This is a genomic window from Micromonospora sp. DT46 (genome assembly GCF_049841735.1).
GTDB lineage: Bacteria > Actinomycetota > Actinomycetes > Mycobacteriales > Micromonosporaceae > Micromonospora > Micromonospora reichwaldensis.
Genome location: NZ_JBNCKW010000001.1, coordinates 439,296 through 456,136, shown reverse-complemented (window position 1 = coordinate 456,136; position 16,841 = coordinate 439,296). Strand labels below are relative to the sequence as shown.

The window sequence follows — 16,841 nt, the reverse complement described above, 5'->3', positions numbered from 1 at the left end:
AGATTAGCGCCCTGAACGTCAGGCCCCAAACGAAATAGCGACGGCCACTCCGACGAAGAGGATCTGCTCCGCCGTACGCGGGCCGAGGGGGGTCGCCGGGCGGCCGGCCAGGGTCAGCCCGCGCCGCACGGCCGAGACGTTCGCCGGGAACATGGCCAGCATCAGCAGGGCCAGCCCGGCTGCGGTCCAGCGGGCGGTCGCCGGCACCAGCAGCCCGACCGCGCCCACCAGCTCCAGCATGCCGGTGACGGTGACCAGCAGGTCGGGCCGGGGCAGGCGCGGCGGCACCATCGCGATCATGTCGGCCCGGTAGGCGGGGGCGAAGTGCGCGACACCGGTCACCACGAACATCAGCGCCAGGCCCACCCGCAGCGCCGGATGCCAGCCGTCGAGGGCGGCCACTCCGGCCAGCCCGGCCAGCCGGGCGAGCGCGGTGCCGGCCACGAGTGCGATCAACGGAGCCATCGGTACCTCCTCGGTAGCAACTTGTCGCCGACAAGATTGCCGTCGGAGGTGTCATCTTGTCAATGGCAAGATATGATGGCGGCATGACCGGAACGCGCGGCTACCACCACGGCGACCTGCGTCGCGCCCTGCTCGCGGCGGCGGTGCAGGTGATCGAGGAGTCGGGCCCGGCGGCGCTGAGCCTGCGCGACCTGGCCCGCCGGGCGGGCGTCTCGCACGCCGCCCCGGCCCACCACTTCGGCGACAAGGCCGGGCTGCTCACCGCCCTCGCCACCGAGGGCTTCCACCTGCTGGCCGAGGCGCTGCACGGCGCCGGCGGCGAACTGCTCGACCGGGGCGTCGCGTACGTCGACTTCGCGGTCCGCCACCGCGCGCACTTCGAGGTGATGTTCCGTCCGGACCTCTACCGGGCCGACGCGACGGAGTTGGTGGCGGCCCGCCAGCGCGCCGGGGCCGCACTGCACTCGGGCGTCGCGGGGCTGTCCGAGCGACGCCTGACGGCGGAGGATCCGCAGGGCGACGCGCTCGCGGCCTGGTCCATCGTGCACGGCTTCGCCACGCTCTGGATCTCGGGCGCGCTGCCGCCGCGCGTCGGCGACGACCCCCGGAAGGCAGCCCGCGAGGTGATCCACCGCCTCTTCCCGCAGCCCTGACGGGCGCGGGACGGCCAGGTGGCAGTGCCCGTGCCGGTCCTGTCGAGCTGATGTCGTAGCCGATTCAGCCCGACAGGCACCGCTCTCGACGGGCACCGCTCACCGACAGGCACCGCCAGCCCACTGCGGCGCGGCCCGCCGGTGGCGGGGGTGTCACCAGCTGGTGGGCAGCGGCATCCCCTCGGTGTAGCCGGCCGTGCTCTGCACGCCGACCAGGGCCCGCTCGTGGAACTCCGCGAGGTCGCGCGCACCCGCGTAGGTGAAGGCGCTCCGTACCCCCGCGATGATCTCGTCGATCAGGTCCTCCACGCCCGGACGGGCCGGGTCCAGGTACATCCGCGCCGAGGAGATGCCCTCCTCGAAGACCGCCTTGCGGGCCCGGTCGTACGCGCTGTCGTCGGCAGTCCGCGCGCTGACCGCCCGCGCCGAGGCCATGCCGAAGCTCTCCTTGTAACGCCGGCCGTCGGCGTCGGTGTAGAGGTCGCCGGGCGACTCGTAGGTGCCGGCGAACCAGGAGCCGATCATCACGTTCGAGGCTCCGGCGGCCAGCGCCAGCGCCACGTCGCGCGGGTGTCGCACGCCGCCGTCGGCCCAGACGTGCCGGCCGAGCTGCCGGGCCGCCGCGGCGCAGTCGAGCACGGCGGAGAACTGCGGCCGGCCCACCCCGGTCATCATCCGGGTGGTGCACATCGCGCCCGGACCGACGCCGACCTTGACGATGTCGGCCCCCGCCCGCACGAGGTCGCGTACGCCCTCGGCGGTCACCACGTTGCCCGCCGCGACCGGGACCGCCGGATCCAGCGCGCGGACCGCCCGCAGGGCGGTGATCATGCGTTCCTGGTGCCCGTGCGCGGTGTCCACCACCAGCGTGTCCACCCCGGCCTCCAGCAGCGCCGCCGCCTTGCCGGTCACGTCGCCGTTGATGCCCACGGCGGCGGCGATCCGCAACCGGCCCCGGTCGTCCACCGCCGGCCGGTAGAGGGTGGCCCGCAGCGCACCCTGCCGGGTCAGCACCCCGACCAGGCGCCCCTCGGCGTCGACCACCGGGGCCAACCGGCGTCGCCCCGCCGAGAGCCGCTCGAAGCCGGTACGCGGGTCCGCGTCCGCCGGCACGGTGTGCAGCTCCGTGGACATCACGTGCCGGAGCTGGGCGAAGCGGTCCACGCTGACCGTGTCCGCCTCGGTCACCACGCCCACCGGCCGGCTCTCCTCGTCGATGACCACCACGGCGCCGTGCGACCGCTTCGGCAGCAGGTGGATCGCGTCGCCGACGGTGTCGGTCGGGCCCAGCGTGATCGCCGTGTCGTGCACCAGGTGCCGCTGCTTGACCCAGGCGACGACGTTCGCCACCACCTCGATGGGGATGTCCTGCGGGATGACCGCGATCGCGCCGCGCCGGGCGACCGTCTCGGCCATCCGGCGGCCGGACACCGCCGTCATGTTCGACACGACCAGCGGGATGGTGGTGCCCGTGCCGTCGGGGGTGGCCAGGTCGACGTCGAGCCGCGAACCCACCTCGGAACGGACGGGCGCCATGAAGACGTCGTTGTAGGTCAGGTCGTGCGCGGGGACCGCGCCGTGAAGGAACCGCACGTCGCCATCATTCACGCCCGCCGGCGCCCGCGCCCCGGGTGGTAGCCGAAAACACCCCGACCACGCCCGGAACACCAACGCCCGCACCAACGCCGCCACCGGCGCGCTCAGTCGAGCAGCAGGGTGGCCGCGACCGCCACCATCACGACGGCCACCGTCCCGTCGATCACCCGCCAGGCCACGGGGCGGGCCAGCACGGGCGCGAGCCGGTGGGCGGCGGCGCCGAGGACCGTGAACCAGACCGCGCTGGCCAGCACGGCGCCCGCGCCGAAGACCCAGTGGTGCGGGTGCTGGCGGGCCACCCCACCGAGCAGGAGGACGGTGTCGAGGTACACGTGCGGGTTGAGGTAGGTGAACGCGAGGCAGGCCAGCAGCGTCGCCCCGAGCGTGGCCGGCGGCCGGTCGGCGGGGGAGAGCGCGCCGGGACGCAGCGCGCGGCGGGCAGCCAGCGCGGCGTACCCGAGCAGGAACGCGGCGCCGAGCCACCGGACGGCGGTGAGGGCGGTGGGGTGCTCCGCCGTCGCGCCGCCCATGCCGGCGATGCCGAGCGCGATGAGCAGCGCGTCGGACGCGGCGCAGACGGCGACGACCGGCAGGACGTGCTCGCGGCGCAGGCCCTGCCGCAGGACGAAGGCGTTCTGCGCGCCGATGGCGGCGATCAGCGCGATGGCGAGGGAGAAGCCGGCGGCGGCGGAGCCGGCCACGGAGCTGCTGAGGATGTCGGGCACGAGCCGAGGCTACGAGCCCCGCGTCATGCAGCCCAGCTAAAGATTCTCATGGCGGATAAGCTCTGCTTCATCATGCTGGACACCACGCAGCTCCGGACCTTCGCCGCGGTGGTCCGCGAGGGCAGCTTCGAGGCGGCGGCGCGGTCCCTGCACGTCACCCCCTCGGCCGTCAGCCAGCGCCTCAAGGCGCTGGAGCAGTCCGTCGGTCAGGTGCTCGTCCAGCGGACGAAGCCGTGCCGGGCCACCGACGCGGGCCGGCCGCTGCTGCGGCTCGCCGGGCAGGTGGCCCTGCTGGAACGGGAGGCGCTGGACGCCGCCCGGCCCGCCCTCGGCGGGCCCGCGCCCACCCGGGTGACGGTCGTGGCGAACGGGGACTCGCTGGGCACCTGGTTCGTCGGCGCGCTGGCGCGACTGCCCACCGAGCTGGCGCTGCTGTTCGACGTCCGCCGGGACGACGAGGACCACACGGCGGAGCTGATCCGCGACGGCACGGCGATGGCGGCCGTGACCGCGCAGCGCGAGGCCGTGCAGGGCTGCCGGGTGGAGCGGCTGGGCGCCATGCGGTACGTCGCCCTGGCCGAGACCGGGTTCGCCGCCCGCCACTTCCCCGACGGTCTCACCGAGGCCGCCCTGGCGTCGGCGCCGATGATGGCGTTCGACCGCAAGGACCAGCTCCAGCAGCGGTTCGCCCGCACCGTCACCCGGCGTCGGCTCGACCCGCCGGTCCACTACGTCCCGTCCTTCGACGGCTTCAACGAGGCGGTGCGGCTCGGGCTCGGCTGGGGGGTGGTCCCGGAGCGGATCGCCCGCGCCGACGTCGCCGCCGGACGCTGCGTCGACCTCGGCGTCGGGCGTCACCTGGACCGCCCGTTGTACTGGCAGCACTGGCGGGTGGACTCCGCCACCCTGGACGCGCTGACGGCCGCCGTCCGAACGGTGGCGGGCGCCGAACTGCGCTGACCGCCCGGCGGGCTGCTTGCCGCGCCCTGTCCGGCGGGCTGGTGCCACGCCGCGGCGCACCCCGGCCGGCCGTGCCGTGCTGCGCCGCGCCGTGTTGCGCCGTGCCGTGCCGTGCCGCGCCGCACCGTGCCGTTAGGAAGGGCACCTGTACCGAAACGTCAGGAAGGTGCCCTTCCTTACACCCTCAGGCGATGGTGCAGATCGCCGCGCCGGCGGTGATGACGGCGCCGACCTCGGCCGCGAGGCCGCTGACCGTGCCCGCCTTGTGGGCGTGCAGCGGCTGCTCCATCTTCATCGCCTCCAGCACCACGACCAGGTCACCCTCGGCCACGGTGTCGCCGTCGGTGACCGCGATCTTGACGATGGTGCCCTGCATCGGGGAGGTGAGCGCGTCGCCGCTGACCGCGACGCCGGCCTTGGTCCCGCCGCTCCGGCGGGCCGGCTTGCGCGCGGCGGGCGCGGCGGTGGCCGTACCCCCGCCGAAGCCGGCGGGGAGGCTGACCTCCAGCCGCTTGCCCCCGACCTCGACCACGACGGTCTCGCGCTCGGCCGGCGCGTCGGCGGGCCCGGCGGCGGCGGTGAACGGCGCGACGGTGTTGTCGAACTCGGTCTCGATCCACCGGGTGTGCACGGTGAAGGGCTCGGCGGTGAACGCCTCGTCCCGGACGACCAGCCGGTGGAACGGCAGCGCGGTGGCCATGCCCTCGACGACCATCTCGTCCAGGGCACGGCGGGCGCGCTCCAGCGCCTCGGTACGCGTCTCGCCGGTGATGATCACCTTGGCCAGCAGCGAGTCGAAGTTGCCGCCGATCACGTCGCCGGCGGAGATGCCGGTGTCGACCCGGACGCCGGGGCCGGTGGGCAGCCGCAGCGCGGTGACCGTGCCGGGGGCGGGCAGGAAGTTGCGGCCCGGGTCCTCGCCGTTGATCCGGAACTCGATCGAGTGCCCGCGCGGCGTCGGGTCCTCGGTGAACCGCAGCTTCTCGCCGTCGGCGATCCGGAACTGCTCGCGGACCAGGTCGATGCCGGCGGTCTCCTCGGTGACCGGGTGCTCGACCTGGAGGCGGGTGTTGACCTCCAGGAAGGAGATGGTGCCGTCGGCGCCGACCAGGTATTCCACCGTGCCGGCGCCGTGGTAGCCCGCCTCGCGGCAGATGGCCTTGGCGCTGTCGTGGATCTGGGCGCGCTGCGCGTCGGTGAGGAACGGCGCGGGAGCCTCCTCGACCAGCTTCTGGTGCCGGCGCTGGAGCGAGCAGTCCCGGGTGCCGACCACGATCACGTTGCCGTGCCGGTCGGCCAGCACCTGCGCCTCGACGTGGCGGGGCTTGTCCAGGTAGCGCTCGACGAAGCACTCGCCCCGGCCGAACGCGGCGACCGCCTCGCGGGTGGCCGACTCGAACAGGTGCGGGATCTCCTCCATCGTGCGGGCCACCTTGAGCCCGCGCCCGCCGCCGCCGAAGGCGGCCTTGATGGCGACCGGCAGGCCGTGGTCGACGGCGAACGCCAACACCTCGTCGGGGCCGCCGACCGGGTCGGGGGTGCCGGGCACCAGGGGAGCGCCGGCGCGCTGGGCGATGTGCCGGGCGGTGACCTTGTCGCCGAGGTCCCGGATCGCCTGCGGGGTGGGGCCGATCCAGGTCAGCCCGGCGTCGATGACGGCCTGGGCGAAGTCGGCGTTCTCGGAGAGGAAGCCGTAGCCGGGGTGGACCGCGTCGGCGTCGGCCTTCGCGGCGACCTCCAGCAGCTTGTCGATCCGCAGGTACGTGTCGGTGGCGGTGTCCCCGCTGAGCGCGTACGCCTCGTCGGCAAGCGTGGCGTGCAGAGCGTCCCGGTCGGAGTCCGCGTAGACGGCGACGCTGCCGAGGCCGGCGTCGCGACAGGCACGGATGACGCGGACGGCGATCTCGCCGCGGTTGGCGATGAGTACCTTGCGCACCTTGCTGGCTCCTCCCGGAGGGTCACTGACCGGGAGTGTATCGGCCACCGTGGCGACCCTAACGATCGCTCAGTGTGGGATGCCGCACTGTTCACCGCGCCCTAGTCAAATTTGCTTATTACGCTCATCCGGTGTCTGCCACGCGAATGATGATCCTCGGGCTGGTGCGCTGGATGCAGCCGGTGCACGGCTACGACGTGCGCCGCGAGCTGCTGAGTTGGAGCGCCGACAGGTGGGCGAACGTGCAGCCCGGATCGATCTACCACGCCCTGCGCAAGCTGACCCAGGAAGGGCTTCTGCGCGAGGTGGCCACCGAGCAGGTGGGCGCCCGTCCGGCCCGCACCACCTACGAGGTGACGCCGAAGGGCGAGGAGGAGTTCGAGTCGCTGCTGCGCGGCCTGTGGTGGCAGCTGCACGAGCCGCCGGACCCGTTCGCGGCGGCGTTCTCCTTCCTGCCCGCGATGCCGCGCGAGGAGGCGGCGGCCGCCCTGCGCAACCGGGCGAACCTGCTGCGCGCCGGTGTCGAGTGGATGCGTACGTCGTTGAGTTCTGGCTGGATGCGTTCGACCAAGCCGGTGCACGTGGGGTGGATGTTCGAGCTGTGGACCGCCCGCTCCGAGGCGGAGATCTCCTGGTGCGAGCGGATCGCGGAACGGATCGAGTCGGGGGTGTCGTACCTGCCCGAGGGGCTGGAGCGGGCGCAGGGCTGGGAGGGCTGGGAGGAGCAGTTGCCGCCCCGGCCGACGGAGGGCGAATAATCAACGTTGACCAAAAGAGCTATATCGCGTTAGCCTGCCCGGGGCGCCACGGGGGAAGCATGCCGTCCGGCGTCGTCTCCGAGGGACAGACAGGTGGCCGGTGGCACCGGCCCGGACGACCAGGAGCAGAGATGATCGAGACCAGAGGGTTGCGGAAGTCGTTCCGCTCCCGAGAGGGTCGCCAGAAGAAGACCGTCGACGCGGTGCGGGGCGTCGACCTGAAGGTCACCGAGGGGGAGATCTTCGGCTTCCTCGGCCCCAACGGCGCCGGCAAGACCACCACCCTGCGGATGCTGGCCACGCTCATCGAGCCGGACGGCGGCGAGGCGACCGTCGCCGGGGTCGACCTGCGCAAGGACCCGGCCGAGGTGCGCCGCCGCATCGGCTACGTCGCCCAGGGCGGCAGCACCTGGGACGAGTCCACCGCCCGGGAGGAACTCGTCCTGCACGCCCGGATGTACGGCATCGGCAAGGCCGACGCGCACCGGCGGGCCGCCCGCGCCCTCGACGCCTTCCAGCTCACCGAGTACGCCGACCGCAAGTGCAAGACCTACTCCGGCGGTCAGCGCCGGCGGGTGGAGATCGCCCTAGGCATCATCCACGAGCCGAGCATCGTCTTCCTCGACGAGCCGACGACCGGCCTCGACCCGCAGAGCCGGGCGCACATGTGGGACGAGATCCGCCGGCTGCGGGGCGACGGCATGACCGTCTTCATCACCACCCACTACCTGGAGGAGGCCGACGCGCTCTGCGACCGGATCGCGATCATGGATCACGGCGAGGTGGTCGCGGAGGGCACCCCGACGGAGCTGAAGCGCGAGATCTCCGGCGACGTCGTGCTGGTCGGGCTCGACGCGGCGGCCACCCCGCAGGCCGCGCAGCTGCTCGACGGCGAGCCGTACGTCAACAAGCTGGAGACCGCCGAGGAGGGCGGGCTGCGGCTCTACGTCGACGAGGGCGCCACCGCCATCCCGCAGATCCTGCGCCGCGTCGACACCGCCGGCCTCGGGCTCAGGTCCATCGAGCTGCACCGGCCCAGCCTCGACGACGTCTTCCTCACCAAGACCGGCCGCTCGCTGCGCGAGTCCTGATCCCGACCGGAGAGATCCCATGAAACTCGCCCGTGACACCTGGCTGATCTTCCAGCGCCAGCTTCAGCTACTGCTGCGCAACCCCGTCTGGGTCTTCGTCGGCGTCTTCCAGCCGGTGATGTACCTGCTGCTCTTCGCCCCGCTGCTCAAGCCGGCGCTGAACGCGCCCACCCAGGCGGAGGCCTACAAGATCTTCGTACCCGGCCTGCTGGTGCTGCTGGCCATCTTCGGCGGCCTCTTCCAGGGCTTCGGCCTGATCGCCGAGCTGCGCGCCGGGGTCATCGAACGCTCCCGGGTAACCCCGGTCAGCCGCCTCGCCCTGCTGCTCGGCCGCTCGCTGCGCGACGTGGTGTCGCTCATCGTGCAGGCGGTCATCATCACCCTGCTCGCGCTCCTGTTCGACCTGCGCGTCTCCCTCGTCGACCTGCTGCTGGCGTACCTGATGCTCGCCCTGATCGCGCTGATGACCTCGGCCGTCTCCTACGGCATCGCGCTCAAGGTCAAGAGCGAGGACGCGCTGGCCCCCCTGATGAACACCGTGGCCCAGCCGGTGCTGCTGCTCTCCGGCATCCTGCTGCCGCTGACCTTCGCCCCCGGCTGGCTCCAGGGCATCGCCGAGTGGAACCCGTTCTCCTGGGCGGTCGACGGCACCCGGGCCCTCTTCGCCGGCCAGCTCGGCGACGACAAGGTCTGGCAGGGCCTCGGCATCATCGCGCTCCTCGCCGCCGCTGGCGTCGTCTGGGCGGCCCGGCAGTTCGCCAGCAGCGTCCGGTGAGGTGAAAGGAAGGGCACCTTCCTGACGCCTGCGGTAGCGGAAGAGGCCCTTCCTGACGCCGGGGAGAGTTGCCTCTCACCAGGGGCGGGGCACCGGCCCGACGCTTGTAACGTGAGGCCGGTGCCCCGCCTCACCCGTGACCGGCTCACCTGGCTGACCTACGCCCAGCTCGGGCTGTGGGGCTTCTTCCTCTACGGCTTCGGGCCGGTCGTGCCGCTGCTCCGCGACGAACAGGGCACCTCGGCCGCCGTCGCAAGCCTGCACAGCACCGGCATCGCCGTCGGCGCGCTGGCCGGCGGGGCGCTCTTCGCACCCCTGGCCCGCCGCCTCGGCCGGGGCCGGGCGATCTGGGTCGGGCTGGCGGGCGTGGCGGCCGGCGTCGCCGCCCTGGGCGTCGTCCGCGCCCTGCCCGCCACGATCACCGCCGTCGCCGTGATCGCCACCTTCGGCATGCTGGTGATCAGCGGTGTGTCCGTGGTACTCACCGACCGGCACGGCACCGGCGCGCCCGCCGCGCTGACCGAGGCCAACGCCGCCTGCGCCGGCGCCGGCATCCTCGCCCCGCTGGTCATCGGCGCCAGCGTCGACGCCGGGTGGGGCTGGCGACCGGCGATGGCCGTCGAGGTCGGCCTGATCGCGCTGGTCGCGCTCGCCGCCGTGACCTTCCGCGTACGCCTGCCGCAGCCCGCCCCCGCTGCCGCGGCTCCTGGCTCTCCGGCTCTCGGCTCTCCGGCTCTCGGCTCTCCGGCTCTCGGCTCTCCGGCTTCCGGCTCTTCGGCTTCCGGCGGGGTCGCCTCGGTGGCCGGCGCCCACGGGTCCGGCCGACGCCTGCCGGTGGCGTACTGGATCGCCTGGGTGCTGATGGCGGTCACCGGCTCGATCGAGGTCTGCCTGTCGCTCTGGACGGCCGACGTGCTCCGCTCGCACGCCGGGATGGCGGCCGGCGGCGCCTCGGCCGCCGTCGCCGCGATCGTCTGCGGCATGTTCGTGGGCCGGCTCGCCGGGGGTCGGCTCGCCCTGCGGTACCGGCCGGTGCCGCTGCTGCTGGCCGCGCTGGGCGTCTCGCTGGCCGGGTTCGCGCTCTTCTGGATCGCGCCGGTCGGCTGGCTCGCCGTCACCGGCCTGGTCGTCCTCGGCCTCGGCAACGCCCTGCACTACCCGCTGGCGATCTCGATCGCGCTCGCCGTCGCCGGGCCGGCCGCGGACCGGGCGGCCGGCTATGCGTCGTACTCGATGGGGGTGGGCTTCGGGATCGCGCCGGTCGCGCTCGGCTGGGTGGCCGACGGCGTCGGACCGCACCTGGCCTTCCTGCTGCTGCCGGCCTTCATCGCGGCGGCTGCGCTGCTCGCCGCCCGCCTGGGCCGCGCCCTGCGCCCGGCCCCCGCCGACCTCCGATCCCCGACCCCCGTCTGACGCCAAGCGCCCCCGCGGACCTTGGGTCCTCCGGCGGACCTTGGTCCTCCGGCGGACCTTGGTCCTCCGGCGGACCTTGCGTCTCCCGTGGATCTTGCGTCCTCCGACGGTTCTTGCGTCCCCCGTGGATCTTGCGTCCGGGTGGACCTTGGGTCCCGCTGGATCTTGGTAGGAAACGGCCCCTCCAGGGGCCGTTTCCTACCAAGATTGCGCAGACGCCGGTCAGGGTCAGTGCACTCGGGCCAGGGTGAGGCCGTCGGCGATCGGGAGCATCACCGCGTCGACGCGGACGTCGGCGAGCACCTCGTCGTTGAACGCCGCGATGGCCCGGTCGTCGGCGTTCTGCGGGGCGATCACCCGGCCACCGCGCAGCACGTTGTCGACCGCGATCACCCCGCCGGGACGCATCCGGGGCACCAGCTCCGCCCAGTAGACCGGGTAGCCGGTCTTGTCGGCGTCGATGAACGCGAAGTCCAGGTGGCGCTCGTGGGGCAGCTCGCGCAGCGTGTCGCCAGCCGGGCCGATGCGCAACTCGATCCGGTCGTCCACGCCGGCGCGGGCCCAGTACCGCCGGGCGATGCCGGTGAACTCCTCAGAGATGTCGAAGCAGGTCAGCCGCCCGCCCTCGGGCAGCCCACGGGCGATCGCCAGCGACGAGAGGCCGGTGAACGTGCCCACCTCGACGGCCTGCCGCACTCCGAGCAGCCGGGTGAGGAAGGTCAGGAAGGCGGCCTGCTCCGGTGCGACCTGCATCTGCGCGTCGTTCGGCAGGGCCGCGCGGGTCTCCTCGGCCAGGTCCCGCATGATCTCGTCCGGCGGCGCCCCGTGCCCGACCAGGTACGAATGCAGTTCCGACGTGAGCGGGATCGACTTGGTGGTCATCGAAAACCTCCGTGGAACCCCTGGCTTTAGCCGTGGGGAGGAAACGGAACTCTTGCAGAGCGGGACAGGAAAGGCCGATCCGCGGCCAAGGAGGATGGGTGTCCACCCGCATGTCACCGTAAAGCTTACTGGCTATCTTGCTAGGCTGTGAGCCATGGCCAGGGCTGTGAAGCGGGCGTTCAGGTTCCGCTTCTACCCGAGCCCCGGGCAGGCTTGCGAGCTTGCCCGCACGTTCGGGTGTGTCCGGCTGGTCTACAACATGGCGTTGCAGGCCCGCACCGAGGCGTGGGCCCTGCGTCAAGAACGGGTGAACTACAACGCGACGTCGGCGATGTTGACCGCGTGGAAGAAGACCGACGACCTGGCGTTCCTCAACGAGGTGTCGTCCGTGCCGTTGCAGCAGACGCTGCGGCACCTGCAAGTCGCGTTCACCAACTTCTTCGCCAAACGAGCCCGGTACCCGAGCTTCAAGAGCAAGAAGAAGTCGCGCCGGTCGGCGGAGTACACCACCAGCGGGTTCCGCTACCGCGACGGCCAGCTCACTTTGGCGAAGATGGCCGAACCGCTGAACATTGTGTGGTCCCGGCCGCTTCCCGAGGGCGCGAAGCCGTCCACGGTGACCGTGTCGCAGGACGCGGCCGGGCGCTGGTTCGTGTCGCTGCTGTGCGACGACCGGATCGAGCAGGCTCCGGCACCGAGCCCGGCCGTCGGGATCGATGCCGGCCTGGACAGCCTGCTCACGCTGTCCACCGGCGAGAAAGTCGTCAACCCGAAGCACGAACGCCGCGACCGAGCCGCACTCGCCAAGGCGCAGCGGAACCTGTCCAAGAAGGAGAAGGGCTCCGCGAACCGGGCCAAGGCCCGAATCAAGGTCGCCCGCGTGCACGCCCGGATCACCGACCGCAGGCGGGACCATCTGCACAAGTTGACCACTCGGCTTGTTCGTGAGAACCAAACGATCGTCGTCGAGGACCTGACCGTGCGCAACATGGTCACAAACCACAGCCTGGCTCGCGCCGTCAGCGACGCGGCTTGGCGGCAGTTCCGCACCCTGCTCGAATACAAGGCCGACTGGCACGGCCGCAACCTCGTTGTTGTGGACCGCTGGTTCCCGTCGTCCAAACTGTGCTCGGTGTGCGGTGCGCTCGCGCAGCGGATGCCGCTGAACATGCGGTCGTGGACCTGCCGATGCGGGCAGACCCACGACCGCGACGTCAACGCGGCCCGCAACATTCTCGCGGAGGGGCTCTCCGTGATTGCCTGTGGAGGCGGTGTAAGACCCCAACGGACGAACGTCCGGACGGGGCGGCCGTCGGTGAAGCAGGAAACCCAGCGGGCGACCGCTGGAATCCCCCGCCTCTAGGCGTGGGAAGGAAGTCAAGAACGGACGCTAACCGAGCGGCTCGACCGTCTGGTTGCCGGGCGCGACCTTCGTCCACAAATCTGTGAGCCGCAGGTCCAACTCGGCGAGGAGGCGGCGCAGCAGCGGCAGGCTGAGCCCGATCACCGTGCTCGGATCACCCTCGATCCGCTCCACGAAGGGCCCGCCCAGGCCGTCGATCGTGAAGGCACCCGCCACGGCCAGCGGCTCGCCCGTACCCACGTACGTGGCGATCTCGTCGTCGCCGATGTCGGCGAAGTGCACGACGGTGGAGGCGACCGCCTCGGCCCGCCGCCCGGCCTCGACGTCGATCAGGCAGTGCCCGCTGTGCAGCACGCCGCTGCGCCCGCGCATCCGCTCCCAGCGCCGGGTGGCGTCGGCCGCGTCGGTCGGCTTGCCGAAGATCTCCCCGTCGAAGGCCAGCACCGAGTCGCACCCGATCACCAACGTCCGCTGGTCGTCGGCCGGCCGCAGCCGGGTGAGTACCGCCTGCGCCTTCATCCGGGCCAGTTCCAGGCAGAGCTCCTCGGCCCGCTCCGTGACCACGAGGGACTCGTCGACGCCGCTGACCAGCACATCCGTCTCGATCCCGGCGGCCTGGAGAATCTTGCGGCGGGCAGGGCTGGCGGAGGCGAGCACGAGGCGGAGCGGCAAGGACTTCGGCACGTCGCCGACGTTACCGGCTGACCCGGACGACGACGTGTCGGGTAGGACGTGTCGACCCTTCCTCGCCCGTCTCCGTCTTTTGGGTCGCTCAGCGACTGACGCGGGGCGGCGGGTCGCCGCCACGACGACGCCGACGGGCGATGAACGTCCACGCGCCGCCGGCCGCCACGATCACGCCGAGGGTGACCAGGCCACGGGCCATCGCCGCACCATTCCCGTCGCCCGCTGGCTCCGCTACCGCCGTCGTGGTCGAGGGGGTGCGGGCCGGCACGCTCGCCGTCGCCGATCCGAAACCCAGCGGCGGTACGTCAGCCGTCAACGCCGCCACCAGATCGATGACCCCCTGGCCGTACTCGTCGTCCCGTCCCGGCGGGCCCTTGTCGATCGCTGTGGCGGTGAGCCTGTGCGCCACCTCGGCGGCGGGCAGGTACGGGTACTTGGACCGGATCAAGGCGACGGCCCCAGCGACGATGGCTGTGGAGTCCGAGGTGCCGGTGCCCTTGCGATACTTGCCGTCGATGCTTGTGCTGAAGATGTCAACTGCCGGGGCGACCACGTCGATCTCTGGTCCGGTGACTGACACTGAGGCTCGCTGGCCGAGCCGATCAACCCCACCTACGGCAATTACGCCAGGGTAGGCGGCAGGGAATCCGACGTGTCGGCTAAGGGGCTTGTTGCCTGCTGCAGCGACAATAACTATGTCCGCGCGAATTGCGGCCTCGACTGCCGTATGTAATCGGCTATCTGCCGCTCCTGCTGCTGAAATGCTGATTACTTTGGCATTTTGCGTGATCGCGTAGTTGATCGCATCTTTCAATTGGTGACTGGTTCCCCCTTGGCCGTTATTCTTTACGCGTATGGGAAGGATCTTCGCCTTCGGTGCGATGCCAAGGGCGCCTTGCTGGCCAGCTCGCCCGTGGGCGGCGATTAGACCTGCCATGCCGGTTCCGTGGCTATCTCGGTCTTGTCGGCCGTCGCCACTACCTCCAGCAACAATATCTGTGCCTCGGCGCAGATTGTGCGCAAGGTCGGGATGCGGATGAACGCCGGTGTCTGGCACCGCAACCGTCACATCTTCGCCTTGAGTGATCTTGTGTGCTTCGGCGACCCTGAGAAAGCTCAGGTGCCACTGGTCCCCTCGGATCCGGTCAACTCCCTGCGGACTTGCGGCGCCACGGTTAGACCAAGCATGCGAGGCAGTCGGCGGCAGGAGTGCTGCCGTAAGAGTGAACAGCGCCAAGGCGGCCTGGATGGTCCGAGTCCTCAACGGTTGAAGCCAATAGCCGGACCTGGGTCGATGGGGCCATCTTCGTCCGGAGGGCGGACTACCGGGCTTACGCCTCGGTCCACTTCCCATGGGTGGTCCGGATCCCAGTGCCGCGACTCCTTGTCGCTGCCGTCGTACCGTCCCGACCGACCCGCCATTCCGCCTGAACGGGCAGTGCCCATGCCAGGTGCTCCGCCGATTGGCGGTATACCCTGCACCGCGCTGAGGTTGCGGCCAACCCCAGGACGGGAGCCTGCGCCCCCGGTCGGAGCGGTGCCCGCGCCCCCGCCGCCGATTACTCCACCAATCGGGTTAACTCGACGTTGCTGTGCGCCGCTGCCACTAGAGGGTCCAAATCCCATTCCGGGGGTTCCGCCGATCAGACCACCTGGTGGCATGGGCCGGGGTGATGCCGGTGGCGTGGCAGGCGGGAGCCCCGGAATGGCTCCGTTGACCGGCCGGCTGCTAGGGCCAGGCTGACCGATCGGCAACCCAGAGATCCCGTGCCCAGGCCGCACGCCTGGCGGCATCGCAGGCATCGGTCCACTGCCGGAGCCAGCGGGGAGGCCGGGTGGAGTTGGACCTGGCATTGCGGGATTGATTGGAGAAGGCGCTACACCAGGTTTCACCCCGCCGAGGACAGGCCCGACGTTACGGGTGGTTGGTGCGGAGATTTGTCGCGCGTTAGTGGTCGGCCGTGCAACGGACGAAGTAGTCGAACTTGACAACGGCACGGGAACGACGGGAGGAATTACCGGAGCGGCCGAAACGGCGCCTCCGTAGATATCGGAGTTGTGCTGGTCCGCCTCAGGCAGAGGCTTAGGCCTGGGTGGTGGTTGGCGGAGCATTACTCGGGCGTGTTGGAGTTCGCCGCTGAGGCCGTACATGATGCCGCGCGCCTGGACGTTGAGGCGTTCGAGGTCCGCGTCCGTCACGGGGCGGTCGGGGACCCGGCTGCCCATGGCCGCCTTCGGGTCGGCGAGCGTCGCGTCGTACGTCTGCTTCTCCTGGACCTTGACGGCGTACGTCTCGTAGATCTTCTTCAGTTCCGTGCGGGTGGCGCTGATGGCCTGTGTGGCGGCGGAGAGCGCGGTGTAGTTGGCGCTGGCCGCGTCGTGCGTGCGCTGCACCTTGTCGATGAGCTCGTCCAGCTCGCGGACGTAGGCCCGGGCCGCCTCGTTGGTCTCCGGGGGCCATGCCTCGGCGAGCCCCTTGCGGTATTCCTGGAGCCGGCTCAGGTGCATCCGGGCGAGGTCGCAGATCTTGCGCCAGCCGGCGACCTGCTTCCAGTGGTTGGTGGTGTCGTGGTCCTGGAGGCAGGCCCACATGCTGGCGACATCCATCAGTCGCCAGTCGGTGAGGGCGGACGTGCGGCCGCCGGTGCCCCGTTCGATCATGGCAGCACCACCGGACCCCGTCCCCGTCCCTGACCCGGTGCGGGTTCCGGCCCGGTGGGATCGGGCAGCATCGGCGGCGCGCCGCGAGGCGCCGTGGGGGCCGGGTTGGCGAGGGCCCGCTCGATGTCGGTCACGCGCGCGGCGGCGAAGGCGTCGGACCCGGTGTAGCGGGTGGCGACGGTGCCGGCGGCGACGGCCAGGTGGCCGGTGACGTCGCGGACGCCCCAGACCATGTCGGCGGTGGCCTGCTGGGTCTCGTGGTGCGCGCGCAGGAAGTCGACCAGCTCGATGAACGCGTCGGCCGGGTTGGGCACCGGTGCTGTCAGGTCCGCGGCGATGTACGACAGGTGTGGGTCGTAGTTGCGTTCCACTTCGGCCTGGAGCTTGTCGGCGAACTCGCGGAGCTGGCGGATGTCGGCCTCGATGCCGCCGTAGCCGCGGAGCCAGGACGCTGGACCGTCCTCCTCGGGGATCATCGGCCCTCCCTGCCCGTCACTGCGTCGTTTCCCTGAGTGAGGTTAATAGGTCCCCGGGGGTGTCGGCAGCCCCGCCCCGGCACACACCGGCCACCCTGCGGGTGTGCAGGGGCGCCGAGCTGCGGTGATCCGTGCGGAAAAGGTCAGCGGGGCAGGCCGGACGCCCGCCAGGCGCCGGGGCCGGCGACCGTCGCTGCGACGGGCCGGCCGGAGCGCGCCCAGGCGGACGCGGCGACCGGAGGGGTCGCGGGGGCCGGGCGGGACCGTACGACGATCGCGCCCACCAGCGCGGCCAGTTCCTCGGCGGTGGGGACCCCGCGGACGACCCGGAACAGCGGCTCTTCGGCAGACATGGCGTCAGCGTACGCGGCGGAGAGGTTGACCTTGACCGCACAGTGGC

16 protein-coding genes are annotated in these 16,841 nt (G+C 71.6%); 7 read left to right on the top strand and 9 right to left on the bottom strand.

Annotation, left to right across the window (positions count from 1 at the left end; genetic code table 11):
- Window positions 1-18 precede the first annotated feature (18 nt).
- Window positions 19-465 (bottom strand): DoxX family protein, encoded by a 447-nt coding sequence (locus ACLQ20_RS02065; protein ID WP_425853969.1) that lies wholly within the window; start codon window positions 463-465, stop codon window positions 19-21.
- Window positions 466-548: 83 nt separating this feature from the next.
- On the opposite strand from ACLQ20_RS02065, the gene ACLQ20_RS02060 reads away from it, so the two are divergent.
- On the top strand, window positions 549-1,118 hold the full coding sequence (locus ACLQ20_RS02060) for a TetR/AcrR family transcriptional regulator (RefSeq protein WP_151454432.1): 570 nt from the start codon (window positions 549-551) through the stop codon (window positions 1,116-1,118).
- 153 nt (window positions 1,119-1,271) lie between these two features.
- Here ACLQ20_RS02060 and ACLQ20_RS02055 read toward each other — a convergent pair whose 3' ends face one another.
- Complete coding sequence (locus ACLQ20_RS02055; RefSeq protein ID WP_327030470.1) at window positions 1,272-2,711, bottom strand: GuaB1 family IMP dehydrogenase-related protein; 1,440 nt, start codon at window positions 2,709-2,711, stop codon at window positions 1,272-1,274.
- Window positions 2,712-2,818: 107 nt separating this feature from the next.
- Window positions 2,819-3,415 (bottom strand): LysE/ArgO family amino acid transporter, encoded by a 597-nt coding sequence (locus tag ACLQ20_RS02050; RefSeq protein WP_425854240.1) that lies wholly within the window; start codon window positions 3,413-3,415, stop codon window positions 2,819-2,821.
- Between the two features lie 96 nt (window positions 3,416-3,511).
- Between ACLQ20_RS02050 and ACLQ20_RS02045 the strand changes: the two genes are divergently transcribed.
- Window positions 3,512-4,399 carry a LysR family transcriptional regulator ArgP gene (locus ACLQ20_RS02045; protein ID WP_425854239.1) on the top strand — a complete coding sequence of 296 codons (888 nt, stop codon included), beginning with the start codon at window positions 3,512-3,514 and terminating at the stop codon, window positions 4,397-4,399.
- A 184-nt stretch (window positions 4,400-4,583) separates the two neighbouring features.
- Here the strand turns inward: ACLQ20_RS02045 and ACLQ20_RS02040 are convergent, their stop codons facing one another.
- Window positions 4,584-6,335 (bottom strand): acetyl/propionyl/methylcrotonyl-CoA carboxylase subunit alpha, encoded by a 1,752-nt coding sequence (locus ACLQ20_RS02040; RefSeq protein ID WP_425853968.1) that lies wholly within the window; start codon window positions 6,333-6,335, stop codon window positions 4,584-4,586.
- Between the two features lie 146 nt (window positions 6,336-6,481).
- On the opposite strand from ACLQ20_RS02040, the gene ACLQ20_RS02035 reads away from it, so the two are divergent.
- The 4 genes from ACLQ20_RS02035 (at window position 6,482) to ACLQ20_RS02020 (ending at window position 10,372) form a co-directional block, all read left to right on the top strand.
- Entirely contained in the window at window positions 6,482-7,093 is a 612-nt protein-coding gene (locus tag ACLQ20_RS02035; RefSeq protein WP_132233960.1) for a PadR family transcriptional regulator, read from the top strand.
- Window positions 7,094-7,224: 131 nt separating this feature from the next.
- Complete coding sequence (locus ACLQ20_RS02030; RefSeq protein ID WP_151454429.1) at window positions 7,225-8,184, top strand: ATP-binding cassette domain-containing protein; 960 nt, start codon at window positions 7,225-7,227, stop codon at window positions 8,182-8,184.
- A gap of 19 nt (window positions 8,185-8,203) precedes the next feature.
- Complete coding sequence (locus ACLQ20_RS02025) at window positions 8,204-8,959, top strand: ABC transporter permease (RefSeq protein ID WP_151454428.1); 756 nt, start codon at window positions 8,204-8,206, stop codon at window positions 8,957-8,959.
- 120 nt (window positions 8,960-9,079) lie between these two features.
- The gene (locus ACLQ20_RS02020) at window positions 9,080-10,372 is read left to right on the top strand and encodes an MFS transporter (RefSeq protein ID WP_425853967.1); all 1,293 of its coding nucleotides are present in this window, start codon (window positions 9,080-9,082) and stop codon (window positions 10,370-10,372) included.
- Between the two features lie 228 nt (window positions 10,373-10,600).
- Here ACLQ20_RS02020 and ACLQ20_RS02015 read toward each other — a convergent pair whose 3' ends face one another.
- A complete protein-coding gene (locus tag ACLQ20_RS02015) occupies window positions 10,601-11,254 on the bottom strand; it encodes an O-methyltransferase (protein ID WP_357577872.1) in 654 nt (217 codons plus the stop codon).
- Between the two features lie 154 nt (window positions 11,255-11,408).
- Between ACLQ20_RS02015 and ACLQ20_RS02010 the strand changes: the two genes are divergently transcribed.
- On the top strand, window positions 11,409-12,617 hold the full coding sequence (locus tag ACLQ20_RS02010) for an RNA-guided endonuclease InsQ/TnpB family protein (RefSeq protein WP_358115436.1): 1,209 nt from the start codon (window positions 11,409-11,411) through the stop codon (window positions 12,615-12,617).
- A gap of 27 nt (window positions 12,618-12,644) precedes the next feature.
- Here ACLQ20_RS02010 and ACLQ20_RS02005 read toward each other — a convergent pair whose 3' ends face one another.
- The 4 genes from ACLQ20_RS02005 to ACLQ20_RS01990 all read right to left on the bottom strand — a co-directional run bounded on the left by ACLQ20_RS02005 (window position 12,645) and on the right by ACLQ20_RS01990 (window position 16,794).
- Window positions 12,645-13,301 (bottom strand): Maf family protein, encoded by a 657-nt coding sequence (locus tag ACLQ20_RS02005; protein WP_151454425.1) that lies wholly within the window; start codon window positions 13,299-13,301, stop codon window positions 12,645-12,647.
- An 88-nt stretch (window positions 13,302-13,389) separates the two neighbouring features.
- Complete coding sequence (locus ACLQ20_RS02000) at window positions 13,390-14,553, bottom strand: S8 family serine peptidase (RefSeq protein ID WP_425854237.1); 1,164 nt, start codon at window positions 14,551-14,553, stop codon at window positions 13,390-13,392.
- Between the two features lie 1,408 nt (window positions 14,554-15,961).
- Window positions 15,962-16,441, bottom strand: a complete 480-nt coding sequence (locus ACLQ20_RS01995) for a hypothetical protein (RefSeq protein WP_425853966.1) — start codon at window positions 16,439-16,441, stop codon at window positions 15,962-15,964.
- Between the two features lie 143 nt (window positions 16,442-16,584).
- Window positions 16,585-16,794: an acyl-CoA carboxylase subunit epsilon gene (locus tag ACLQ20_RS01990; RefSeq protein WP_151454421.1), complete on the bottom strand. Its 210-nt coding sequence runs from the start codon at window positions 16,792-16,794 to the stop codon at window positions 16,585-16,587.
- Window positions 16,795-16,841: the final 47 nt, after the last annotated feature.